The organism is Pseudomonas putida (genome assembly GCF_050989985.1).
In the GTDB taxonomy this organism is placed as follows: domain Bacteria; phylum Pseudomonadota; class Gammaproteobacteria; order Pseudomonadales; family Pseudomonadaceae; genus Aquipseudomonas; species Aquipseudomonas putida_AI.
In genome coordinates, this window is the sequence record NZ_CP158815.1 from 6482641 (window position 1) to 6504623 (window position 21983).

Here is a 21983-nt window from a genome sequence, read left to right on the forward strand (position 1 = left end):
TTGGCTCGGAAATCAGTTTTTCTCGAGCGCCCACAGGTCGCTTTCGATGCTTTCGAACCTCTCTTTGAGGTGCGTCTGCACATCGAAAATCGCTCTGTTGTAATAGTGCGGAGCAATTTCGCGGGTAAACAGCTCAAGAATCTCGGCCGCCTCGAACGAGCCCAAATCAAGCTCGAAGCGCTCCTCCATGAAGCGCTTGATCTTGCGGTTGGCCTCTACCTCCTGCTCAGGGGTGAGCGAGAGGATTGGCGGCTTGGATTTCTTGACAGCCATTTACCAGCGACCGTCCCACGCAGCGAAGTTCTGCAAGAGTTGCAGGCCATGGGTATGGCTTTTCTCGGGGTGGAACTGCACGGCGAAACGCGAGCCATCGGCCAGCGCCGCGGCGAAATCGACCCCGTAGTGGCCGCCGCCCACCACCTGGCGCGCATTGGCGGCGGCGATGTAGTAGCTGTGCACGAAGTAGAAGCGCGCCATGTCCGGAATGTCGTGCCACAGCGGGTGATTGACCGTCTGCTTCACTTCGTTCCAGCCCATGTGCGGGACCTTCAGGTGCTCGCCGTCTTCACGCAGGTCCTTGCCGAAGAACTTCACCGCCCCCGGAAACAGGCCGATGCAGTCGACGCCGTCGTTCTCTTCGCTGCTGTCGAGCAAGGCTTGCATGCCGACGCAGATGCCGAGGAACGGACGGTCCTGGCTGACTTCACGCACCAGCGCATCGAAGCCCAGGCGACGGATTTCCGCCATGCAATCGCGAATCGCACCGACACCTGGGAAAACCACCCGGTCGGCTTCGCGAATCACGCTCGCATCGCTGGTGATCAGCACCTTGCCGGCGCCGACGTGCTCGAGGGCCTTGGCCACCGAGTGCAGGTTGCCCATGCCGTAATCGATAACCGCGACTGTCTGCATTACAGAACGCCCTTGGTCGATGGCATTTGCCCGGCCATGCGGTCATCGAGCTCGACGGCCATGCGCAGCGCGCGGCCGAAAGCCTTGAACACGGTTTCGATCTGGTGGTGGGTGTTGTGGCCACGCAGATTGTCGATGTGCAGTGTGACGTTGGCGTGGTTGACGAAGCCCTGGAAGAACTCCTGGAACAGGTCAACGTCGAAACCGCCGACGGTGGCGCGGGTGTACGGAACATGCATCTGCAGGCCAGGGCGGCCGGAGAAGTCGATCACGACGCGCGACAGTGCTTCATCGAGCGGCACATAGGCGTGGCCATAACGACGGATGCCTTTCTTGTCGCCGATGGCCTGGGTGAATGCCTGGCCGAGGGTGATACCGACGTCTTCCACGGTGTGGTGGTCATCGATATGCAGGTCACCCTTGCTGACGATATCCAGGTCGATCAACCCATGACGGGCGATCTGGTCCAGCATGTGCTCAAGGAAAGGAACACCGATATCAAATCGGGCCTTACCGGTGCCATCAAGGTTGATCGAGGCTTTGATCTGGGTTTCCAGAGTGTCGCGCTCGACAGACGCCTTACGTTCGGCCATCACCAGCTCCGCAAAATCATTGGGCGAAAAAGGCAGCCATTATAGGCGCGCGGGCGCCAAACAGAAACACGGGAGGTGATATCGCTGACGGACAGACCCTCGAGTCACCGGCGATAGACATGTCCATACAAGCCATTTGGACAGTTTCAAAACAAATGTGGGAGCGGGCTTGCTCGCGAAAGCGGCGTGTCAGGCAACATTAAAGTCGACTGACACTCCCTCTTCGCGAGCAAGCCCGCTCCCACAGGTTCGGCGTCAAGCAGGACTGGCCCGGGCCGCCAAGGCCCGGGCCAGAGCCTTTAGTGGAACAGCACCGCCGTCTTCTGCAGCGTCACCCACACGCCCCAGGCCAGCGGGATACCCACCACCAGCCAGGCAGCCACCGCCAGCGGCTTGGTGCCGGCAGCGGCTTTCCACTCCAGCACGGTGCTGCCGTCGGCGCCTTTGTCGTGACCCAGTGCCTGTTCGGCAGCCAGTTCAGCATCGGTCATGAAGTACTTGTCGGCCACCGGGCGCACCATCAGGTTGCAGAGGAAACCCAGCACCAGCAGGCCCGCGAGGATGTACAGCGTGATGTCGTAAGCGGCGGCACGTTCAACGCCGATGCTCAACTGATACTCACGCAGGTAGTTCACCAGTACCGGACCCAGCACGCCCGCCGCTGCCCACGCCGTCAGCAGGCGACCGTGGATCGCGCCGACCATTTGCGTACCGAACAGGTCAGCCAGGTAAGCCGGAACGGTCGCGAAACCGCCGCCGTACATCGACAGGACAACGCAGAACGCCGCCACGAACAGGGCGATGTGGCCCGAATGACCGAGATTCGGAATCAAGGCGTAGAGCGTCATGCCCAGGGCGAAGAACACGAAGTAGGTGTTTTTGCGGCCCAGGAAGTCCGAGAACGATGCCCAGAAGAACCGGCCACCAATGTTGAACAGGCTCAGCAGGCCGGTGAAACCGGCAGCGATCGCGGCAATAGACGCCAGTTGCGAAGCGTCCAGCTGACCGAACGCCAGCTCATTGCCCAGCAACTTGCCGCCAAAGACTTCCTGCAGCAACGGCGAAGCCATGCCGAGGATGCCGATACCGGCCGATACGTTCAGGCACAGCACCAGCCAGACCAGGCGGAACTGCGGGGTTTTCCACGCCACGTTCACGTGTACGTGACGATGGGTGATCATCGCATTCGAAGCTTTTTTCGCCGGCGCAGTCCAGCCTTCAGGCTTCCAGCCGGTTGGCGGAACGCGATAGGACAGAGCGCCACCGATCATGAACACGAAGTAGATCGCAGCCATTGCCACGAAGCTCTGCCATACACCGACACCTTCCGGCGAACCGAAATGATTCATCAGCGCAGTCGCCAACGGCGCACCGACCATCGCGCCACCGCCGAAGCCCATGATCGCCATGCCGGTCGCCATGCCGCGCTTGTCCGGGAACCACTTGATCAGTGTCGACACCGGCGAGATGTAACCCAGGCCCAGACCGATACCGCCGATAACCCCGGAGCCGATCCACATCAGCCAGATCTGGTGGGTGTAGATACCCAACGCCGAAATCAGCAGGCCACCACACCAGCACAGTGCCGACACGACGCCAGCCTTGCGCGGCCCGGCATGTTCCAGCCAGCCACCCCAGATGGCTGCCGAGCAACCCAGGAAGATGAAGAACAGGGTGTAAATCCAGCCGAGCATCGAGATCGGCCAGTCGCATTGCGAAGAAAAGACCTGGGCGATGAAGCTCATGTCTGGCGCGCAGGCCAGCGGCTTGGTGATGCCCAGGGCCTTGGACAGTGGCAGCCAGAACACCGAGAAGCCGTAGGCCATGCCGATGCAGAGGTGGATGGCCAGAGCGGCCGGCGGCACCAGCCAACGGTTGAAACCGGGCTTGGCGATGATGCGCTCCTTGGACAGGAACGAGGGCTGGTCGGCGTAGCCGTCAGCCGCAATACTCGTGGTCATTGTGTATCCCCCAATTATTAGTATGGTTCGCCAGCCACTCTTCACCCTCCAGCCTTGGCGCACGCAGGCACGACTGTTTTTTCAGGGAAAGCTCAACTTTGGTGCGACATCGGGTCGCAGAAGGACGGACGAACGGGCGAAGGTTACCATTTGCACGTGACAGAAAAACCAAAGTGACATCACGTTTTTCGAAGTTGTCTGTTCTCGTACCACTATTGGCTCACGCGCTCCCCTGCTGACGCTGCCGAAAGCTGCGCCTGCACACCACGACTCACTTCCAAGGAGAGACCATGCCGGTCATTGTCCAATTGCTGAATCAAGCCACCGATCAGGATCAGCAAGATCTGCAGAAAATCTATCGCGACGCTCCGCAGTGGCTGTTTGCGCCGTTCACAGGGGACGTGCAACTGATTGAAACAAATCTGGCGGAAGGCTCATTGATCGCAGGGCGTTTCAATGATCGGCTGCTGGGCGCGGCGCGCCTGCAACGGCAAGCGGACATCTGGCATCTGTCCCAATTGTGCGTACGAAAAATCACCCGCCGCCGTGGGGTCGCGGAGCGCCTGGTGCGTGCAGCACAGGCCATGGCTGCCCAGTCCGGCGCCACCCTGCATCTGCTCGCGCCCGCCGGCCACCTGGAAGCCCAGGCACTGGCGGCGAAGCTGAACGTGCCACTTGATGCCCTGTCCGAGTGATCGCTGACCGGTCGTCCGCCGCGGGGCGCTATACTCCTCGGCTAAATTTTGAATTCGATTAACTACAAGGACTCGCCCATGAAAGCGTTCGGCAAAATCCTGGGTCTGGTACTTCTCGGGTTGTTGCTGATCATTGTGGCGCTGGGCTTTGCCCTGACCCACCTCTTCGATCCCAACGACTATAAAGACGAGATTCGTCAGATTGCCCGCGACAAAGCCCACATCGAGCTGACGCTCAATGGCGATATCGGCTGGAGCCTGTTCCCCTGGCTTGGCCTGGAACTGCACGACGCCGCCGTGGCAACCCTGGCCAAGCCGGCCGAGCCTTTCGCCGATTTGCAGATGCTCGGTCTTTCGGTGCGCGTGCTGCCGCTGCTGCGCCGGGAAGTGCAGATGAGCGACGTGCGTGTGGAGGGCCTGAACCTGCGCCTGAACCGCGACAAGGACGGTCACGGTAACTGGGAAGACATCGGCAAGGTCCCGGCCAAGGCGACCACCGCTGGCACCCCGCCCGCCACCACCGGCGAGGCCGAGCCGCAACCTGCCGCCCAGCCGGAGAAACCGCCGCAACCCATGCGCCTGGACATCGACAGCCTGACCGTCAATAACGCCCGCGTGGAATTCAGCGACGAGAAAACCGGCCGTCAATTCAGCGCAGAAAGTATCCAGCTGAGCACCGGTCCGGTGCATGACTCCACCAACATTCCGGTGAAACTCACCGCCTTCCTGGGCACCAACCAGCCTGTTCTGCGGGTCCGGACCGAACTCAACGGCGAGCTGCGTTTTGAGCGCGCGTTGCAGCGCTACAAGCTCGAAGACATGAGACTGTCCGGTGAACTCGCCGGCGATCCGCTGCAAGGCAAGACCGTAACCTTTGCCGCCCAGGGGCAGTTGCTGCTGGACAAGGCCGCCAATGTCGCTGAATGGACCGGCATCAAAATCTCCGCCAACCAGCTTCGCGCATTGGGCGAGTTGAAGGTCAACGAACTCGACAAGACCCCGCAGATCAGTGGCGGTCTGTCGGTTGCCCAGTTCGATCTGGCGAAATTCGTCGACAGCATCGGCCAGCAACTGCCAAAGATGGCCGAAGGCAGCCTGAGCAAGGTCGAGTTGGTCAGCCGTCTCGCAGCCACGCCGACCAGCCTTGTGCTCGATGACATCAATCTGAAAGTCGACGACAGCACCTTCACCGGCCGTATCGCGGTCGAAGACTTTGCCAAACAATCGCTGCGCGCCACGCTCAAGGCCGATACCTTCAACGTCGACCGCTACCTGCCGCCGAAGTCCGCCGAGGCCAACAGCGCGAAACAGGTGCGCCAGGCGGAAGTCGCCAGTACCGAAGCCGATGCCATGGCAGGCGCTGGCACCACTCCGTTGCCGCCGGCACCGACCAAAGAGGCGTGGAGCAATGAACGCCTGTTGCCGGTGGAGCGCCTGAGCAAGCTGGACGTGGATGCCGACCTGACCTTCGGCCAGTTGACCCTGGAGAAACTGCCGATCCACAACGCCATCCTCAAGGCCAACGGCCAGGGCGGGCTGCTGACCCTGTCGGACCTGCGTGGCGACCTCTACGAAGGCAGCTTCGACGCCAAAGGCACCCTCGACGTACGCCCACAGGCGCCACTGCTTAACCTGCAGACCCAGATCAGCCGGGTGCCGGTGGAGAAAATCCTCGAAAGTCAGGGCAAAAATCCTCCGGTCAAAGGCCTGGTGACCCTCAACAGCACCCTGACTGGCAGTGGCAACAGCCAGAAAGCGCTGATCGAAACCCTCAACGGCAACGCCAGTTTCGTGATCAACAATGGCGTGCTGCTCAACGCCAACCTCGAACAACAGTTGTGCAGAGGCATCGCCACGCTCAACCGCAAAACCCTCAGCGGCGAACCGCGGGGCAAGGACACACCGTTCCAGGAGCTCAAGGGCAACCTGAATTTCCGCAACGGCGTGGCCAGCAACCCGGACCTGAAGGTTCGCATCCCGGGCATGACCGTCAATGGCGACGGCGATGTCGATCTGCGGGTGCTGGGTATGGACTATCGCGTCGGCATCATCGTCGAAGGCGACAAGAGCGACATGCCCGACCCGGCCTGCCAGGTGGGCGAGAAGTTCGTCGGCATCGAATGGCCGTTGCGCTGCCGCGGCCCTCTCGAGCTGGGCGCCAAGGCCTGCCGGCTGGACAACGAGCGCATGGGTCAGGTCGCCAGCAAAATGGCCGGCGAGCGGATCGGCGAAAAGATCGAGGAAAAACTTGGCGACAAGGTCAGCCCGGAACTCAAGGACGCACTCAAGGGGCTGTTCAAACGATGAGAGCCGAGCAGTTTTCAACGGCGGTGCTGGACTGGTTCGACCGCCACGGCCGGCATGATTTGCCCTGGCAACAGGACATCAATCCGTATCGGGTATGGGTGTCGGAAATCATGTTGCAGCAAACCCAGGTCAGCACGGTGCTGAACTACTTCGACCGCTTCATGGCCTCGTTGCCGACGGTCCAGGCGCTGGCCGCTGCGCCTGAAGACGAAGTGCTGCACCTGTGGACGGGCCTGGGCTACTACACCCGCGCGCGCAACCTGCAGAAAACCGCGAAGATCGTCGTCGAGCAGTACGGCGGCGAATTCCCGCGGGATGTGGAAAAACTCACCGACCTGCCGGGTATCGGCCTGTCCACCGCCGGGGCCATTGCCAGCATCAGCATGGGCCTGCGCGCGCCGATCCTCGACGGCAACGTCAAACGGGTGCTGGCGCGCTTTACCGCGCAAGAGGGCTACCCTGGCGAGCCGAAGGTCGCCAAACAGCTGTGGGCGAACGCTGAGCGCTTTACGCCGCATGACCGGGTCAATGCCTACACCCAGGCGATGATGGACCTGGGCGCCACGCTCTGCACCCGCAGCAAGCCGAGCTGCCTGCTGTGCCCGCTGGAAAAGGGTTGCGAAGCGCACATGCTCGGCCTGGAAACCCGCTATCCGATTCCCAAGCCGCGCAAGGCCATTCCACAGAAACGCACGCTGATGCCGATGCTCGCCAACGGTGAAGGCGAAATCCTGCTTTACCGTCGCCCTTCCACGGGACTGTGGGGCGGCCTGTGGAGCTTGCCGGAACTCGACGACCTCGAAGACCTGCAACATCTGGCCGCGCAACACTCGCTGGAGCTCGGTGCCCAACAGGCGATGCCTGGCCTGGTGCACACCTTCAGTCATTTTCAGTTGTCCATCGAACCCGTGCTGGTTCAGGTCCAGGAAGCCGGCCATCACGTGGCCGAGGCCGACTGGCTCTGGTATAACCTCGCCACCCCGCCGCGCCTGGGCCTCGCCGCCCCGGTCAAGACCTTGCTCGAACGCGCGGCCGTCGTATTGAACGCAGGAGAGTCGTCATGACCCGCACCATCATGTGCCGCAAGTACAAAGAAGAATTGCCCGCCCTGGAGCGCGCCCCCTTCCCTGGCGCCAAAGGCCAGGACATTCTCGATCACGTCTCGGCCAAGGCATGGGCCGACTGGCAAAAGCACCAGACCCTGCTGATCAACGAAAAACGCCTGAACATGATGAACGCCGAAGACCGCAAATACCTTCAGGCCGAGATGGACAAGTACTTCGCAGGCGAGGAATACGCCAAGGCCGAAGGCTACGTGCCGCCGTCCGAATAACCCGTTTTTTCAGGGGTCGGAACGTAAGCGACGGTAATAATTAAATTTTTTTTGAAAACTTGCTTGACGACCCTCTGAAAAACCCGTTTAATGCGCCCCGTTGCCCAGATAGCTCAGTCGGTAGAGCAGGGGATTGAAAATCCCCGTGTCGGCGGTTCGATTCCGTCTCTGGGCACCAAATACCGAAAACCCTGAATCGAAAGATTCAGGGTTTTTTTATGCCTGCCATTTAATAACGGCCGCCTCCAGCGATCATTTCACCGGTCATGACTACTGAGGGTCATTCCAGTGAAAAACCAGATTGCGCGCCGCGCCACTGCCCACATCCGTGGTGTCATGCCGCTCTACCCCATTTCGAGTCGCGACCACCGTGTATTTGCCAGGAGGCAACTGGGCGTAGACCAGAGGCCCGGCCTGGCTCAAGGTCAGAACCGGGTGCCCCGGCGTTTTCTGAACGACCACATCCACATCGGGCACGTATTCATTCTGCGGACCGGTAGAAAAAGTCATGTGCAGGTTGTAGCCGGTAGTCTGCTGGATGGCTTTCGACTCATCCTCGCCAATACCTCCGGACAGATAGGCAATCCCGTTTTGCTCCTGCCGCTGAACCTGCACACCCTGACTGTCAACAGGATCCAGACTGGTGGCGTGCAGCAAAGCGGGACACATCAAAACGCCGACCGTGGCGAGGGGCAACATCAGTGAATGGAAACGCTTCATGATGACGACTCCCGGGCTCTACAGAACCCAATCTGTTACTTAATTTGGATTTCGGGTGCAGTGGTCGGGTTTTAGATCGATTCCTGATTGAGCCCAGTACGAAACGTACTACATGAAATACCCCTGATGCCTCACACGGCTTAAGGCCTCTCCCGCCAGCAAGACAGTCAGCTTCCTTCCGGTTTCTCGGCCGCGCCCTGCATCCTCGGTCAACGCTCCTTTGCCATCCTCTTCTGCCTGTTCAGCCACCCGCGGAAGACTTGATGAGCGCCCTCAAACCCGATGACACACATGACCCACAGATCACATCACTGCTTGGCAATATTGGTGAATTGATACGACAGGCTCGCCTGACGGTGCAGCGAGCAGTCGACACTGCTCAGGTACAAACCTATTGGCAAATCGGACGACACATAGTTGAGTTCGAACAGGATGGCTCCAGACGCGCTGCTTACGGCAAGCATCTGCTGGCCAAGCTTGCGAAGGTACTGACAGTGGAGTTTGGAAAGGGCTTCGACGAGACCAATCTGCGAAAAATGCGACTGTTCTATCAGGCATTTCCAATTCGAGACGCACTGCGGCTCGAATTGAGCTGGACTCACTACCGGAGGCTTCTCCGAGTGGACAGTGAAAAGGCACGCAAGTGGTACATGAATGAAGCCGCCACTCAAAACTGGTCAAGCCGCAGTCTGGAACGTCAGATCAACACTCTCTACTACGAGCGCCTATTGCTGAGCCGTGACAAGTCTGCCGTCATGGAAGAGGCCGCCACCAACATTCATGCAATGAACAACAGCCCCCGGGACTTCATTCGGGATCCTGTGATGCTGGAGTTTCTCGGCCTGCCCAATACTGGACTCGTCCTCGAGTCCAAACTCGAGCAAGCCCTCATCGAACAACTCCAGGGCTTTCTGCTTGAGCTGGGCAAGGGGTTCGCTTTCATTGCCCGGCAACAAAGGATCAGCACCGAAGGCAGAGACTTCTATATCGACTTGGTGTTCTACAACTACCTGCTCAACTGCTTTGTTATTTTCGATCTCAAGCGCGGTGAATTGACACACCAGGATGTTGGGCAGATGGACATGTATGTGCGTATGTACGACGACCTCAAACGCAGAGAAACGGACGGCCCCACTGTCGGAATCATTCTTTGCGCTCAAAAAAACGAGTCTGTCGTACGCTACTCAGTACTACAGGGCAATGAGCAACTCTTCGCCAGCAAGTACAAGTTGGTATTGCCGACTGAAGACGAACTGCGAGCGGAATTGGATCGGGAGCAGGCGATGATTGAGGAACGATTGCTAAACCAGATGCCTGAGTAGAACAGACGGATTGTTCATCCGCAGCACGAAGACTATCGTTGGCAGCTACCCGCAAAGGTTCAGTGCCCATGAATTTGCAGGACATGCCACCCCTGGCCCCCACTCAAATCGAGCTGCCGCTGACGGCGGACGCCGTTGCAGAGCCCTTCAAGCACCCCGCCGCCGACGGTTTCATCCTCGGCGGCTTCACCTGGCGGCACGCTGCCCAGGACTCGTCCCGCCCCGTCGTCATCATCAACGCCGCCACCTCGGTTCGCTGTCGGCACTACTCGCGTTTCGCCGATTACCTGTTCGCCAACAATTTCGATGTCATCACCTATGACTACCGCGGCATAGGTGAATCGCGCCCGGCTTCGCTCAAGGGGCTTGAGGCGTCCTGGACCGATTGGGGCGCCCTGGATTTCGAAGCGATGCTCCAGCGCGCGCAGCGCGAGTTTCCGGGCCAGCCTGTCGATGTGGTCGGTCATAGCTTTGGCGGCTGTGCAGCAGGCCTGGGAGCTTCAGGGCCGGTTATCCGGCGCCTGGTGACGGTCGGTGCACAGTTCGCTTACTGGCGCGATTACGCGCCCGCTCAGCGCTGGCGCATGTTCGGCAAATGGCATGTGGTGATGCCGATCGTGACGCTGCTGTGCGGTTTCTTTCCCGGCAAGCGCCTGGGCTGGCTCGAGGACACTCCTGCAGGCGTGGTCCGCGACTGGGCCACACCCACACCGCGCTACGAAAAACGCCCCAGCGGTCGCCTCCTGCAGGCAACCACCGGTCGCCTGCCCTTCGCCACGGTCAACGCGCAAGTCCTCGCGATCAGCATCAGCGATGACCCCTACGGCACCGTCCCGGCCATCGAACGCCTGCTGGGCTACTTCAACGGCAGCGCCAAAACCCACCTGCGCATCACGCCCGAAGACATTGGCGAAAAAGAAGTCGGACATTTCGCCTTTTTTCGTAGCGCATACCAAGCCACACTATGGCCCATTGCATTGTCCTGGTTGCAACACGGCGAACTGGCCCCCGACACCCCCGGGCAAGCCGTGCCACGCGCCTGAGCCATTGCCCTTTCAACGAATTACGGAACGACGCCCATGGCCTCCGCCAACAAGCAGCAAAAACGCGCCTCCCGCGCCAAGGCCAAAGCCAAGCAGAACCGCACCCAACGCGCCGCCGCGCCGGTCGAGCTGGACCCGAACGACGACCGCATCGATTTCGAATCGGTGGACCTGACCGATCTGTTCAAGAAAATGATCGACGCTGAAAAAACCAGCCAGCAAGCCATGTGCACAGCCTTCCTCGAAGACCCGCTGCTGGAGCTGGTGTACGAGCAGGAAGGCGAAGAAGGCGCAATGGACTTCATCCTCGCCGCGCTGATCGAGTATCGCCAGTGGTCCAGCGAAACCGACGAAGCCGGCGCCCTGGCATGGATCGAATCCCCTGCCTTCCAGGCTGACTACGTGGCCGCGTCCGACGCGATCGCCGCGCAATCCCAACAGAAACCAAACTGAGTTCCCATGGCCTCCCTGAACAAGCAACAGAAACGCGCAAAACGCGCCAAGCTCAAAGCCAAGCAAATTAATATCCACGGCAGAAAACCCGCCGCACTGGATGATGACCTGGGTGAAATCGGCGAGCCGATCCCTGAATACACCCTGGCAATGTTCAGCAAAATGCGCGATGCGGAAGCCATCAGCCGCAGTGAAATGCTCTCCGTGCTGCTGAGGGATCTGGCCTTTATCATCATTGACCACCCAGAACTGCTGGACATGGAAAACGCCGACGACGAAGGCATGGCCGCCACCCACCTGGCCGCCGACATGCTGATCGACTACCGCATGTGGGCCGACGGCATGGACCGCGATGCTGCCCAGACATGGCTGTCCGATCCACAGTTCATTGCTGATTTCGGCGATGCACTGGACGTCTACCGCCAGTCGCAGAATGTGACGGAAGACAAAGCCGAATAAGAGATACGGCACAAACAAAAACGGCCGCTTGTCATCACTGACAGCGGCCGTTTTTTTATTTCAACAACGCGTCGATTGAGCCAGGACTCAGCGCGCTACTGCAGCAACACCGCCTTCGTTGCGACGACGGCGAGCCACCAGCAAGCCGGCAGCAACCACCAGAACGCTCAGCAGGCCAGTCGCGAGGATTTCCACGCGATGAGCTTCCTGGAACAGCATGATGGTCAGGGCGCCCACGATGAATGCGATCACTGCGTAGGTCAGGCCCGGGAACAGCCACATGCTGAAGGCGATTTTCTCGCCACGCGCAATACGCTGCTTGCGCATACGCAGTTGCGAGATCGCGATCACCAGGTACACCAGCAGTGCGATGGCGCCGGAACTGGCCAGCAGGAACTCGAACACCGCAGCCGGGGCCACGTAGTTGGCGAAAGTTGCCAGGAACGCAGCGCCGGTGGACAGCATCACCGCCCAGTAAGGGGTGCCGCTCTTGTTGGTGCGGGTGGACATGGCCGGTGCATCACCGCGCTTGCCCAGGGAGAACAACATGCGCGACGAGGTGTAGAGCGCCGAGTTCAGGCAGCTGGTTACAGCAACCAATACAACGATGTCGACGATCATCTTGGCGTTCGGGATGCCCATGCGCTCAAGAACGGTCTGGTAGGAACCGAGGCTGGCCAGAACCGGGTCGTTCCATGGCACCAGGGCCACAACGATGAAGATCGAAACGAGGTAGAACAAACCGATACGCCAGATCACCGAGTTGGTGGCCTTGGAGATCTGCTTGCCAGGGTTCTTCGATTCCGCGGCCGCGATGGTCACGATCTCGGTACCCATGAACGAGAACATGGTGGTCAGGATGGCACCCAGTACCGCGCCCATGCCGTTTGGCAGGAAGCCTTGGGTGTCGAATATGTGCGAAACGCCGCTGACCTGGCTGTTCGGCAGGAAGCCGAAAATCGCCAGAACGCCGAGAACGATGAAGCCGATGATTGCCACGACCTTGAGCAGGGCGAACCAGAACTCGAACTCACCGTAGTTCTTCACGCTGAACAGGTTGGTCACGGTCAACAGCATGGTGATGACCAGGGCGAAGGCCCAGATATCCACGCCAGGGAACCAGGCGTGCAGGATGGTGGCGGCAGCGTTGGCTTCCAGCGGAATTACCAGAACCCAGAACCACCAGTACAGCCAGCCGATGGTGAAACCGGCCCAGTGACCGATTGCGCGATCGGCGTAAGTGGAGAAGGAACCTGTATCAGGCGAAGCAACGGCCATCTCGCCGAGCATACGCATCACCAACACCACCAGCATACCGGCGGCAGCGTAGGCCAACAGCACAGCCGGGCCTGCAGCAGCGATAGCGTGGCCGGAGCCTACGAACAGGCCGGCGCCGATAACACCGGCGATCGACAGCATCGTTACGTGACGCGGTTTGAGCCCCTGTTCGAGGCCGTTAGAGCTTTGGGTACTGCTCATTGAAACTACCTTTGTAAGGAAAAGCGAATGCATGCATCCCGTGTGGATTTCCCTTTTGTAAAAAGAAACCAACGGGGCGTTCCGGAATCTGCACGCAATAATTGCGCCAAAATGTTTCAAATCCCTCTAATCCGGTGATCTCAACCAGACCGGACAGTCATCGCAAGTCATTGAAAGTAATGGCACTTTGCCAAAACGTTACCCTGTGACCCACTTTAGGAACGAAACAGCGCACCGGAAACACACCCCAAAAGGCGCTTGACGCACGATAAAAGTGCGGATCGGGGGCGTCTGGTCCTTTAACGCTTCCAACACCCCGCCAAAGCTGGCAACATCGCGCCCTTTTTTGCGGCAGCCGACCCGCTTTCCCACTGGAAGCCCGCTTCAAACGGCTGTTCGGTTGTTGGTTGGGCGACAGTCTGCTGTGCCGATGCGACAACCTGCCCAATGCCACCCGTTTACCGCCCGTAGCGCGGTTGGCTGCCATCGAAACGCTATGCTAGGTTGGCCGCCTCGTCAGGAAGGCCACCAACAGCAGGAGCGCAACATATATGAGGAACGCACATGGCTGAGGCCACGCCCGCGCTTGAAATCCGCAACCTGCATAAACGCTACGGTTCGCTGGAGGTGCTCAAAGGCATCTCGCTGACCGCCCGTGACGGCGATGTGATCTCGATCCTGGGTTCCTCCGGCTCTGGCAAATCCACGTTCCTGCGCTGCATCAACCTGCTGGAAAACCCGCACCAGGGGCAGATCCTGGTGGCGGGCGAAGAACTCAAGCTCAAGGCCGCGAAGAACGGTGAACTGGTCGCTGCCGACGGCAAGCAGATCAATCGCCTGCGCAGTGAGATTGGTTTTGTGTTTCAAAACTTTAATCTGTGGCCGCACATGAGCGTGCTCGACAACATCATCGAGGCCCCGCGCCGTGTGCTCGGCCAAAGCAAAGCCGAAGCCATCGAAGTCGCCGAAGCCCTGCTGGCCAAGGTCGGCATCGCCGACAAGCGCCACGCCTACCCTGCGCAACTGTCCGGCGGCCAGCAACAACGCGCGGCCATCGCCCGCACCCTGGCCATGCAGCCCAAGGTCATCCTGTTTGACGAGCCGACTTCCGCCCTTGACCCCGAAATGGTCCAGGAAGTACTTAATGTCATCCGCGCCCTGGCCGAAGAAGGCCGCACCATGCTGCTGGTCACCCATGAAATGGGCTTCGCCCGTCAGGTTTCCAGCGAAGTGGTGTTCCTCCACCAGGGCCTGGTCGAAGAGCAAGGATCGCCACAGCAGGTGTTTGAAAACCCGCTTTCGGCGCGCTGCAAACAATTCATGTCCAGCAACCGCTAACGGAGCTACCCGCATGCAGAACTACAAAAAGGTCTTCCTGGCCGCCGCCGTCACCCTGGCCTTCAGCGCCGGTGCCATGGCCGAGACCCTGAAGATGGGCATCGAAGCGGCCTACCCGCCGTTCAACAACAAAGATGCCAGCGGCAACGTTGTCGGCTTCGACAAGGAAATCGGCGACGCCCTGTGCGCCAAGATGAAAGTCGAATGCTCCGTGGTCACTTCCGACTGGGACGGCATCATCCCTGCCCTGAACGCCAAGAAGTTCGACTTCCTGATCTCCTCGATGTCGATCACCGACGAGCGCAAGCAAGCGGTGGACTTCACCGACCCGTACTACTCGAACAAGCTGCAGTTCATCGCCAAAAAAGACGCTGACTTCAAAACCGACAAGGACTCCCTGAAAGGCAAAGTGATCGGCGCACAACGTGCGACCCTCGCCGGTACCTGGATGGAAGACAACATGCCGGGCGTTGAAGTGAAGCTCTACGACACCCAGGAAAACGCCTACCTCGACCTGACTGCCGGCCGCGTGGACGCCATCCTGGCCGACAAGTACGTCAACTACGAGTGGCTGAAAAGCGACGCCGGCAAGTCCTACGAATTCAAGGGCGACCCGGTGGAAGAAAGCGACAAGATCGGTATCGCCGTGCGCAAGGCCGACCCTCTGCGCGAGAAGCTGAACGTCGCACTGAAAGAAATCGTCGCTGACGGCACCTACAAGAAGATCAACGACAAGTACTTCCCGTTCAGCATCTATTGATACTGACCTGCCGGACCCGCGCCGCCTTCTGACGGCGCAGGTCCCCGGCCTTGCCTGCCGCGATTTGAAAAGAAATCCATGATTATCGACCTCTACGGATTCGGCCCGGCGCTTGCCGCTGGCGCGCTGATGACTGTGAAACTGGCGCTCACGGCCCTGTGCCTGGGGCTGGTGCTCGGTCTGCTTGGCGCCTTGGCCAAGACCTCCCCGTACAAGCCGCTGCAATGGCTTGGCGGTACTTATTCAACGTTGGTTCGCGGCGTCCCGGAATTGCTCTGGGTGCTGCTGATCTACTTCGGCACCGTCAACATGATGCGTGCCCTGGGCGAGTTCTTCGGCAACCCCGATCTGGAACTCAACGCCTTCGCCGCCGGCGTGATCGCGCTGGGTCTGTGCTTTGGCGCCTACGCCACGGAAGTGTTTCGCGGCGCGATCCTCGCCATTCCCAAGGGTCATCGTGAGGCCGGCGTGGCCCTGGGCCTGTCGAAATGGCGCATCTTTACCCGGTTGATCATGCCGCAGATGTGGCGCATCGCCCTGCCCGGCCTGGGCAACCTGTTCATGATCCTGATGAAAGACACCGCGCTGGTATCGGTGATCGGCCTGGAAGAAATCATGCGTCACGCACAGATTGGCGTGACCGTGTCCAAGCAACCGTTCACCTTCTATATGGTCGCGGCCTTCATGTACCTGGGCCTGACGATCCTGGCCATGACCGGCATGCATTTCCTGGAAAAACGCGCCGCTCGCGGCTTCGCGAGGAGCACCCAATGAACTGGGAAGTCATCATCAAGTGGCTGCCGAAACTGGCCCAGGGCGCGACCCTGACCCTGGAGCTGGTGGCCATCGCCGTGATCGCCGGCTTGCTGCTGGCAATTCCACTGGGCATCGCCCGCTCGTCGCGCCTGTGGTGGGTGCGGGCATTTCCCTACGGCTACATCTTCTTTTTCCGTGGCACACCCTTGTTGGTTCAACTGTTCCTCGTCTATTACGGCCTGGCGCAGTTCGACGTGATCCGTAGCAGTTCGATGTGGCCTTATCTGCGCGATCCGTTCTGGTGCGCCACGGCCACCATGACCCTGCACACCGCGGCTTATATAGCCGAGATCCTGCGCGGCGCCATTCAGGCGATCCCACCGGGCGAGATCGAAGCGGCCCGGGCGCTGGGCATGTCCAAACCCAAGGCGCTGTTCTACATCATGCTGCCCCGAGCAGCACGAATCGGCCTGCCGGCCTACAGCAACGAAGTGATCCTGATGCTCAAGGCCAGCGCCCTGGCCAGTACCGTGACCCTGCTGGAATTGACCGGCATGGCCCGCACCATCATTGCCCGAACCTACCTGCCGGTAGAAATCTTCTTCGCCGCCGGGCTGTTCTACCTGTTGATGGCTTATGTGCTGGTGCGCGGCTTCAAGCTGCTGGAGCGCTGGCTGCGCGTCGATGCCTGCCAAGGGCGTTGATGCCTGCGTGCTGACGGGCGAGACTCTGCTCGCCCGTTTCGCCGCGCTGGATGCTTTTCTGACACAGCATCAGGCGCTGTGGAAACCACGGCCATTCACTCACCTGCAACTGCCTTGGGAAACGTCCTACCCTGAATTGGCCACCTGGCTACGCGGGCGGTCTCTGGAAGAGGCAGAAAGCGCGCACAACCAACCTGCCCTGATGGATGCGCCGCAACCTTTTGCTGCGCTGGCGGCGACGTCACTGGCGTTGAGTGCAGTGGATGAATTGCCCGCCCACGCATTGGAAGCGGCGACGCATCGACTGAATGTCGATGTGCCGGGACGCAAATGGCAGCAGATCGAAGCGTTCGCCAGCCGATTGCAGTTTGCCGACACCCCCAGCCATTGGCTGGACTGGTGCTCGGGCAAGGGCCATTTGGGACGACGCTTGCTGCAGCCTGGCCAACAACTGACCTGCCTGGAATACGACCCGGCACTGGTTGCCAGCGGCCAGGCCCTCAGTGAGCGTCATCAACTGCACGCTCTACACGTCGAACAGGATGTGCTTGCTGCCGGTGTGGCTGCATTGCTGAGTGCTCAACACACCCCTGTTGCGCTCCACGCCTGCGGCGATCTGCACGTGCGCTTGATCCAGCTCGCCAGCTCCGCAGGCTGCAAACAACTCGCCATCGCTCCCTGCTGCTACAACCGCATCAATCAGACCCGATACTCGCCGATTTCCTCAGCTGCCAAGGGCTCAGACCTACAGCTGTCACTCGATGATCTGGCGTTACCGATGAGCGAAACCGTGACCGCCGGTGCCCGGGTCCGACGCCAGCGTGACACTTCGATGGCCCGCCGCCTGGCGTTCGACCTGTTGCAGCGGCAGGTGCGCGGCATTGACGAATACCTGCCCACCCCCTCCCTGCCGAGTCACTGGCTGGATAAACCCTTCGCCGACTACTGCCATCATTTGGCCGAGCTTAAAGAGTTATCCACAATCGGCGCTCAGGACTGGCCAACATGGGAAGCCGCCGGTTGGCAGCGCCTGGCACAGGTCCGCAATCTGGAGCTCCTACGCGGACTTTTCCGACGCCCGCTGGAACTTTGGTTGGTGCTCGACCGAGCTCTTTTCCTGCAGGAGCAGGGCTACGGTGTTCGCCTCGGCACCTTCTGCGAAACCCCGCTCACACCACGCAATTTCCTGATCCTGGCCGAACGCCTTTAAAGCTTCTCAGCCTGTGGATAACTCTGTTGATGAAAATAGCGTGGATCCAATATTTACAGCTGTTTCAGGGCTGAAACGGCACTGTTCAGTTTTCGTACACCCAAATAAAAAACCCGAAAAACAGTGATTTGCGTGCACATGAGAACGGATCCACAAATTGGCCAAATCGCCCGCGCATTGAAAAGCCGGTTGTGCATAAGCGTTCGATCAAAAAGACATAACCGCAAAACCAAAGGGCTGTTTGAGCAGAAAATGCGGGGATTTGGCGGCGGGTTATCAGGCACGCAGATCGCGCTGAAACCATGGAAAAGCTCAATCCAGGCACGCCATGGATCCTGCGCAATCCGTCAGGCAAAAATAGTCAGAATTCAGGGGTTTACAGAACCTGTCCAATCGCTATAATCGTCGCCCTGACACGCCGGTATAGCTCAGATGGTAGAGCAACTGACTTGTAATCAGTAGGTCCCGGGTTCGATTCCTGGTGCCGGCACCATACAAAACAAAGCCCTCGTAGCAATACGAGGGCTTTGTTGTTTTCGGACGATCGATATCAGAACCCCATCCTCAGGATCGTCCTCCAGATATTCCTCCACACCGACCGCCGGTGCCTCTTCCAATTTCGCTCCCACCACTCGTCTTCATTCAAGGCAATCACCTCGATATCGCTACCGGTAATAGCAGCCGCGTGCTGACGGAAGAGCATGGGAAACACGCAGTGCTGCTTGATCCGTTGCTTGAATAAAACATCAACAGGTTTTGCGCAATAGGGCGTTTCAGCCAGGATCTGACAAGCTTCGCGCGAAATGATGTAGGCATGGAGCGCGACGACTCTTCCGCGAGCAATAAACGGAAACCAGGTCAGCCAGGTTCGCCCCATGCTGTAACCCAGGTGCAGCGACTGGAATTTTTTTGTTCGGACGAACCGGTTCACCCACTGAATCTGCCCAGCGCAAAACTCGTAGGGTTGCGCATCGTCTTCAAAGATCAGTATTCGTTGCCAATTTTCAGCCAGGACTCTTTTGGCCAGCGCCTGATGAGATTCATAGCATCCCTGGACCGGGTCGCTGCATCGCTCCACAAGTAGGAACTCAATCGGGTTGGTTATCCGCGTTGCGACGGTTCGCCGAAACAGGATCCGCCTGTCTTCACGCGCCCTCAAGGAAATGCAAAACACGCGATCAACGTCGAAAGACATCTTGGGCTTGGAGGACCTCATCAGCGACGGCTCAGCGCTGACAGGTCAGTCGACATACCTGCTTGAAATTGATTGCGATGCAGCATTCGAAATCCTTCAATGACCTTGCCTGGCGATGTGCCGCGGGAGGGGCCAATGATCATCAGGATCTTGCTACCGTGTATGTCGGACGCTTCCGAAAATGCCGCTGACTCGTTCGCGAAAGACAAAGCCCTCGTATCGCTACGAGGGCTTTGTTGTTTCTGCCGTTTGAAACCCGGCGCTTAGTGACCCGCGCTCTGACCGCCGTCAACGTGCAGGATTTCGCCGGTGACAAACTTGGCGTTGTCCAGGTACACCACCGCGTTGGCGATGTCGTCGATCTCGCCCATGTGGCCGACCGGGTGCAGGGCGCCCAGTGCGGCGTGGGTTTCTTCGCCGTGCATCGGGGTCTTGATGATGCCTGGGGACACGGCGTTCACCCGGATGCCGCGCTTGGCGTATTCGATGGCCAGGGATTTGGTCGCCGCGTTCAAACCACCTTTGGTCAGCGAAGCCAGTACCGATGGCACGCCGTCGATGGCGTGATCGACCAGGCTGGTGGTGATGTTCACAACGTGGCCGCTACCCTGTTTTTCCATCTCGGCGATGGCCAGTTGAGTGATGTAGAAGAAGCCGTTGAGGTTCACCGACAACACGTTGGCGTAGTCTTCAGCGGTGTACTGGGTGAACGGCTTGGCGATGAAGATACCGGCGTTGTTGACCAGGGTGTCGATGCGGCCGAAACGGGCGATCGCTTCACGAATCACGCGCTGGGCGGTCTCTGGCTCGCCGATGTCGCCGGCCACGGTGAGGATGTCCGGATCGGTGGACGGCTTGATCGAACGCGAAGTGGCGACGATGCGGTAACCCTGCTCACGGAAGGCCTTGACCATGCCGTCGCCAAGACCTTGGGATGCGCCAGTGATAACGATGACTTTTTTCGAATTGCTCATGATGTTTACCTCTAACCAATAATGGGATCTGAAATTTGGTGAATCAGGCTTCAGCGGGGGCCGACGCCATTTGCCGCAACACTTGTTCGTAGTACTCGACCGACTGCGATCCGGACACCAGGTGACGACCGTTCAAGACCATGGCCGGGACCGAATTGATGCCGCGCTGCCGGTAAAACTCCTCAAGCTCACGTACTTCATCGCCATACGCGCCGGACACCAGCACCTTGCGTGCACGGGCCTCATCCAGCCCGGCTTCAGCCGCCAGCCGCACCAGCGTCTGCTGGTCACTCGGGTTCTGGCCTTCGCTGAAGTAAGCGCGAAGCAGGATCTTTTTCAGCGCCACCTGACGCCCTTCTTCCTGCGCCCAGAACAACAAACGGTGAGCGTCGAAGGTGTTGTAGAAGTGAGTGCGCTTCTCCAGGTCGAACTTGAAGCCGATGGCCGCACCGCGTTCGATTTGCATCTTTTTGCCGGCCGCGACGTCCTGGGCGGTGCGTCCGTATTTGCGCATCAAATGTTCGACGGCCTTCTCGCCTTCTGGCGGCATATTCGGGTTCAGCTCGAAAGGCTTGTAGGTCAGCTCCACCGAGATTTCACCGGCCACGTTTTCGATTGCCTGCTCCAGTGCCGTCGCGCCCAGTGCGCACCAGGGGCACACCACATCGGAGATGAAATCGATGGTCACCGCCGCCGTCATGACTTCCCCTCTTCCGCCAGTTGCTTGCGGTATTGGGTGGTGGTGATCCCGGCGTAACCCCAGTTATCGGTGTCGACTTCCTCGATCACGATGTGGGTCAGGTCAGGGCGCTTGTTGAGAACGCGTTCCAGTGTTTCAGTGATTTCGGCGATCACCTGAGCTTTCTGCTCAGTGGTAACCCCGTCGCGGGTAATGCGGACACTTACGAAAGGCATTGAGGAATCTCCAGTGACCTTCCCGTCGGGATGATGGGAGAGGCGTTGGAGCTCAATGTATGGAGTTCGCTGGAGGGGATAAATATGGGGGCGGGAACATCATTAGTTACGTGATGTAATTTATATATCGGAGTGCGGCAAAAAATCGGTTGCCTCATAAATCGCCAGTCAGCTAACCTCGACTTATCTTAAATTTTATATATTTCGAGGCAAGGCAATGGCCATTCAATTCTTCGACAGCCCTTTCCACGTCACACATGACGATGAAGTCGCCAGCAAAATGGCCTTGAAAATGGAACTGTCGATATTCATCACTGACTGCATCAAAAAGCTAGGTCTAAAACAGAGTGAGGCTGCAACCATGCTTGATGTAACCCAGTCACGCGTCTCAGAGCTGGCCACTGGCAAGATCGAGAAATTCACGATTGATGCGATGATGGATATGCTGGATAAACTGGGTTTTCGTACCACATTCACATTGGCACCCAATGATGCTGCGTCTTTGCCTCGGATCGTCATTTCTCGAGTCCACGCGGGCTAAGTGCTGAATCCCATTTTTCGAAGCTCCGCCTTGAGCTCCTTCAATCGATTCTGCGCAACGACCATTGCATGGCGATCAGTTCCATTCGTGGTTTTAATGAACGAATGAAGAACGAAAATGGTGTCGGCGTACTTCGCAATGTAGATGCATCGGTAGGCAGGACTACCGTTGATAATCAGCTCAATGGCACCCGCCCCAACTGAACTCAGTTGCTTGATCGCCAGGTCTGGCCCCGCGCCGTATTGCACTCGCATGAGGTCTTTTCCCCATCGAGCACGCAAAAAAAAGCCCCGAGCCAGTCGGGGCTTTTTCT

25 protein-coding genes and 2 tRNA genes are annotated in these 21983 nt (G+C 59.0%); 16 read left to right on the forward strand and 11 right to left on the reverse strand.

Annotation, left to right across the window (positions count from 1 at the left end):
• Positions 1-12: 12 nt before the first annotated feature.
• The 4 genes from ABTV29_RS29540 to ABTV29_RS29555 form a co-directional block, all read right to left on the reverse strand.
• Entirely contained in the window at positions 13-273 is a 261-nt protein-coding gene (locus ABTV29_RS29540; RefSeq protein WP_433768033.1) for a DUF2164 domain-containing protein, read from the reverse strand.
• Entirely contained in the window at positions 274-912 is a 639-nt protein-coding gene (gene hisH, locus ABTV29_RS29545) for an imidazole glycerol phosphate synthase subunit HisH (RefSeq protein WP_433768034.1), read from the reverse strand.
• Positions 912-1505, reverse strand: a complete 594-nt coding sequence (gene hisB, locus ABTV29_RS29550; RefSeq protein ID WP_024778052.1) for an imidazoleglycerol-phosphate dehydratase HisB — start codon at positions 1503-1505, stop codon at positions 912-914. The genes hisH and hisB overlap by 1 nt, the downstream gene beginning before the upstream one ends.
• A 299-nt stretch (positions 1506-1804) precedes the next feature.
• Positions 1805-3466 carry an OFA family MFS transporter gene (locus ABTV29_RS29555; protein ID WP_433768036.1) on the reverse strand — a complete coding sequence of 554 codons (1662 nt, stop codon included), beginning with the start codon at positions 3464-3466 and terminating at the stop codon, positions 1805-1807.
• Positions 3467-3756: 290 nt separating this feature from the next.
• Here ABTV29_RS29555 and ABTV29_RS29560 point away from each other — a divergent pair, with 290 nt between their 5' ends.
• The 5 genes from ABTV29_RS29560 (at position 3757) to ABTV29_RS29580 (ending at position 7979) form a co-directional block, all read left to right on the forward strand.
• Positions 3757-4161, forward strand: coding sequence for an acetyl-CoA sensor PanZ family protein (locus ABTV29_RS29560; protein WP_433768037.1), 405 nt, complete (start codon positions 3757-3759; stop codon positions 4159-4161).
• Between the two features lie 78 nt (positions 4162-4239).
• Complete coding sequence (locus ABTV29_RS29565) at positions 4240-6468, forward strand: AsmA family protein (protein ID WP_433768038.1); 2229 nt, start codon at positions 4240-4242, stop codon at positions 6466-6468.
• Positions 6465-7532, forward strand: coding sequence for an A/G-specific adenine glycosylase (gene mutY, locus ABTV29_RS29570; RefSeq protein ID WP_433768039.1), 1068 nt, complete (start codon positions 6465-6467; stop codon positions 7530-7532). Before ABTV29_RS29565 ends, mutY begins: the two co-directional genes overlap by 4 nt.
• Positions 7529-7801: an oxidative damage protection protein gene (locus tag ABTV29_RS29575; RefSeq protein ID WP_433768040.1), complete on the forward strand. Its 273-nt coding sequence runs from the start codon at positions 7529-7531 to the stop codon at positions 7799-7801. The genes mutY and ABTV29_RS29575 overlap by 4 nt, the downstream gene beginning before the upstream one ends.
• 102 nt (positions 7802-7903) lie before the next feature.
• Positions 7904-7979: transfer RNA gene (locus ABTV29_RS29580), tRNA-Phe, on the forward strand.
• A 92-nt stretch (positions 7980-8071) separates the two neighbouring features.
• On the opposite strand, the gene ABTV29_RS29585 is transcribed toward ABTV29_RS29580, so the two are convergent.
• Entirely contained in the window at positions 8072-8521 is a 450-nt protein-coding gene (locus ABTV29_RS29585) for a carboxypeptidase regulatory-like domain-containing protein (protein ID WP_433768041.1), read from the reverse strand.
• Between the two features lie 263 nt (positions 8522-8784).
• Here ABTV29_RS29585 and ABTV29_RS29590 point away from each other — a divergent pair, with 263 nt between their 5' ends.
• The 4 genes from ABTV29_RS29590 to ABTV29_RS29605 all read left to right on the forward strand — a co-directional run bounded on the left by ABTV29_RS29590 (position 8785) and on the right by ABTV29_RS29605 (position 11798).
• Positions 8785-9843, forward strand: a complete 1059-nt coding sequence (locus tag ABTV29_RS29590; protein WP_433768042.1) for a PDDEXK nuclease domain-containing protein — start codon at positions 8785-8787, stop codon at positions 9841-9843.
• A gap of 68 nt (positions 9844-9911) precedes the next feature.
• Entirely contained in the window at positions 9912-10886 is a 975-nt protein-coding gene (locus tag ABTV29_RS29595; RefSeq protein ID WP_433768043.1) for an alpha/beta hydrolase family protein, read from the forward strand.
• Between the two features lie 36 nt (positions 10887-10922).
• Entirely contained in the window at positions 10923-11339 is a 417-nt protein-coding gene (locus tag ABTV29_RS29600; protein ID WP_433768044.1) for a hypothetical protein, read from the forward strand.
• Between the two features lie 6 nt (positions 11340-11345).
• A complete protein-coding gene (locus ABTV29_RS29605; protein WP_433768045.1) occupies positions 11346-11798 on the forward strand; it encodes a hypothetical protein in 453 nt (150 codons plus the stop codon).
• Positions 11799-11885: 87 nt separating this feature from the next.
• Here ABTV29_RS29605 and gabP read toward each other — a convergent pair whose 3' ends face one another.
• The gene (gabP, locus tag ABTV29_RS29610; protein WP_433768046.1) at positions 11886-13277 is read right to left on the reverse strand and encodes a GABA permease; all 1392 of its coding nucleotides are present in this window, start codon (positions 13275-13277) and stop codon (positions 11886-11888) included.
• A gap of 564 nt (positions 13278-13841) precedes the next feature.
• Here gabP and ABTV29_RS29615 point away from each other — a divergent pair.
• The 6 genes from ABTV29_RS29615 (at position 13842) to ABTV29_RS29640 (ending at position 18538) form a co-directional block, all read left to right on the forward strand.
• Complete coding sequence (locus tag ABTV29_RS29615; RefSeq protein WP_007972784.1) at positions 13842-14615, forward strand: ABC transporter ATP-binding protein; 774 nt, start codon at positions 13842-13844, stop codon at positions 14613-14615.
• 13 nt (positions 14616-14628) lie between these two features.
• Complete coding sequence (locus ABTV29_RS29620; RefSeq protein WP_433768047.1) at positions 14629-15375, forward strand: ABC transporter substrate-binding protein; 747 nt, start codon at positions 14629-14631, stop codon at positions 15373-15375.
• A 78-nt stretch (positions 15376-15453) separates the two neighbouring features.
• Entirely contained in the window at positions 15454-16149 is a 696-nt protein-coding gene (locus ABTV29_RS29625; RefSeq protein ID WP_433768048.1) for an ABC transporter permease, read from the forward strand.
• A complete protein-coding gene (locus ABTV29_RS29630) occupies positions 16146-16835 on the forward strand; it encodes an ABC transporter permease (protein WP_433768049.1) in 690 nt (229 codons plus the stop codon). The genes ABTV29_RS29625 and ABTV29_RS29630 overlap by 4 nt, the downstream gene beginning before the upstream one ends.
• Positions 16816-18045 (forward strand): methyltransferase, encoded by a 1230-nt coding sequence (locus tag ABTV29_RS29635; RefSeq protein WP_433768050.1) that lies wholly within the window; start codon positions 16816-16818, stop codon positions 18043-18045. The genes ABTV29_RS29630 and ABTV29_RS29635 overlap by 20 nt, the downstream gene beginning before the upstream one ends.
• Positions 18046-18462: 417 nt before the next feature.
• Positions 18463-18538, forward strand: a tRNA-Thr gene (locus ABTV29_RS29640).
• A gap of 57 nt (positions 18539-18595) precedes the next feature.
• On the opposite strand, the gene ABTV29_RS29645 is transcribed toward ABTV29_RS29640, so the two are convergent.
• The 4 genes from ABTV29_RS29645 to ABTV29_RS29660 all read right to left on the reverse strand — a co-directional run bounded on the left by ABTV29_RS29645 (position 18596) and on the right by ABTV29_RS29660 (position 21129).
• Complete coding sequence (locus ABTV29_RS29645; protein ID WP_433768051.1) at positions 18596-19240, reverse strand: glycosyltransferase family 25 protein; 645 nt, start codon at positions 19238-19240, stop codon at positions 18596-18598.
• Positions 19241-19503: 263 nt separating this feature from the next.
• Positions 19504-20214, reverse strand: a complete 711-nt coding sequence (locus tag ABTV29_RS29650) for an SDR family NAD(P)-dependent oxidoreductase (protein WP_433768052.1) — start codon at positions 20212-20214, stop codon at positions 19504-19506.
• A 43-nt stretch (positions 20215-20257) separates the two neighbouring features.
• Positions 20258-20914, reverse strand: a complete 657-nt coding sequence (locus ABTV29_RS29655) for a DsbA family oxidoreductase (RefSeq protein WP_433768053.1) — start codon at positions 20912-20914, stop codon at positions 20258-20260.
• Positions 20911-21129 (reverse strand): tautomerase family protein, encoded by a 219-nt coding sequence (locus ABTV29_RS29660; RefSeq protein WP_175376510.1) that lies wholly within the window; start codon positions 21127-21129, stop codon positions 20911-20913. Before ABTV29_RS29660 ends, ABTV29_RS29655 begins: the two co-directional genes overlap by 4 nt.
• Before the next feature lie 217 nt (positions 21130-21346).
• Between ABTV29_RS29660 and ABTV29_RS29665 the strand changes: the two genes are divergently transcribed.
• Positions 21347-21670: a helix-turn-helix domain-containing protein gene (locus tag ABTV29_RS29665; RefSeq protein WP_433768054.1), complete on the forward strand. Its 324-nt coding sequence runs from the start codon at positions 21347-21349 to the stop codon at positions 21668-21670.
• Here ABTV29_RS29665 and ABTV29_RS29670 read toward each other — a convergent pair.
• Positions 21667-21924 carry a type II toxin-antitoxin system RelE/ParE family toxin gene (locus ABTV29_RS29670; RefSeq protein ID WP_433768055.1) on the reverse strand — a complete coding sequence of 86 codons (258 nt, stop codon included), beginning with the start codon at positions 21922-21924 and terminating at the stop codon, positions 21667-21669. The genes ABTV29_RS29665 and ABTV29_RS29670 overlap by 4 nt on opposite strands.
• Between the last annotated feature and the right edge of the window lie 59 nt (positions 21925-21983).

Coding starts and splice junctions, on each gene's coding strand:
- ABTV29_RS29540 (WP_433768033.1), bottom strand. CDS start 273: ATGGCTGTCAAGAAATCCAAGCCGCCAATCCTCTCGCTCACCCCTGAG.
- hisH (WP_433768034.1), bottom strand. CDS start 912: ATGCAGACAGTCGCGGTTATCGATTACGGCATGGGCAACCTGCACTCG.
- hisB (WP_024778052.1), bottom strand. CDS start 1,505: ATGGCCGAACGTAAGGCGTCTGTCGAGCGCGACACTCTGGAAACCCAG.
- ABTV29_RS29555 (WP_433768036.1), bottom strand. CDS start 3,466: ATGACCACGAGTATTGCGGCTGACGGCTACGCCGACCAGCCCTCGTTC.
- ABTV29_RS29560 (WP_433768037.1), top strand. CDS start 3,757: ATGCCGGTCATTGTCCAATTGCTGAATCAAGCCACCGATCAGGATCAG.
- ABTV29_RS29565 (WP_433768038.1), top strand. CDS start 4,240: ATGAAAGCGTTCGGCAAAATCCTGGGTCTGGTACTTCTCGGGTTGTTG.
- mutY (WP_433768039.1), top strand. CDS start 6,465: ATGAGAGCCGAGCAGTTTTCAACGGCGGTGCTGGACTGGTTCGACCGC.
- ABTV29_RS29575 (WP_433768040.1), top strand. CDS start 7,529: ATGACCCGCACCATCATGTGCCGCAAGTACAAAGAAGAATTGCCCGCC.
- ABTV29_RS29585 (WP_433768041.1), bottom strand. CDS start 8,521: ATGAAGCGTTTCCATTCACTGATGTTGCCCCTCGCCACGGTCGGCGTT.
- ABTV29_RS29590 (WP_433768042.1), top strand. CDS start 8,785: ATGAGCGCCCTCAAACCCGATGACACACATGACCCACAGATCACATCA.
- ABTV29_RS29595 (WP_433768043.1), top strand. CDS start 9,912: ATGAATTTGCAGGACATGCCACCCCTGGCCCCCACTCAAATCGAGCTG.
- ABTV29_RS29600 (WP_433768044.1), top strand. CDS start 10,923: ATGGCCTCCGCCAACAAGCAGCAAAAACGCGCCTCCCGCGCCAAGGCC.
- ABTV29_RS29605 (WP_433768045.1), top strand. CDS start 11,346: ATGGCCTCCCTGAACAAGCAACAGAAACGCGCAAAACGCGCCAAGCTC.
- gabP (WP_433768046.1), bottom strand. CDS start 13,277: ATGAGCAGTACCCAAAGCTCTAACGGCCTCGAACAGGGGCTCAAACCG.
- ABTV29_RS29615 (WP_007972784.1), top strand. CDS start 13,842: ATGGCTGAGGCCACGCCCGCGCTTGAAATCCGCAACCTGCATAAACGC.
- ABTV29_RS29620 (WP_433768047.1), top strand. CDS start 14,629: ATGCAGAACTACAAAAAGGTCTTCCTGGCCGCCGCCGTCACCCTGGCC.
- ABTV29_RS29625 (WP_433768048.1), top strand. CDS start 15,454: ATGATTATCGACCTCTACGGATTCGGCCCGGCGCTTGCCGCTGGCGCG.
- ABTV29_RS29630 (WP_433768049.1), top strand. CDS start 16,146: ATGAACTGGGAAGTCATCATCAAGTGGCTGCCGAAACTGGCCCAGGGC.
- ABTV29_RS29635 (WP_433768050.1), top strand. CDS start 16,816: ATGCCTGCCAAGGGCGTTGATGCCTGCGTGCTGACGGGCGAGACTCTG.
- ABTV29_RS29645 (WP_433768051.1), bottom strand. CDS start 19,240: ATGTCTTTCGACGTTGATCGCGTGTTTTGCATTTCCTTGAGGGCGCGT.
- ABTV29_RS29650 (WP_433768052.1), bottom strand. CDS start 20,214: ATGAGCAATTCGAAAAAAGTCATCGTTATCACTGGCGCATCCCAAGGT.
- ABTV29_RS29655 (WP_433768053.1), bottom strand. CDS start 20,914: ATGACGGCGGCGGTGACCATCGATTTCATCTCCGATGTGGTGTGCCCC.
- ABTV29_RS29660 (WP_175376510.1), bottom strand. CDS start 21,129: ATGCCTTTCGTAAGTGTCCGCATTACCCGCGACGGGGTTACCACTGAG.
- ABTV29_RS29665 (WP_433768054.1), top strand. CDS start 21,347: ATGGCCATTCAATTCTTCGACAGCCCTTTCCACGTCACACATGACGAT.
- ABTV29_RS29670 (WP_433768055.1), bottom strand. CDS start 21,924: ATGCGAGTGCAATACGGCGCGGGGCCAGACCTGGCGATCAAGCAACTG.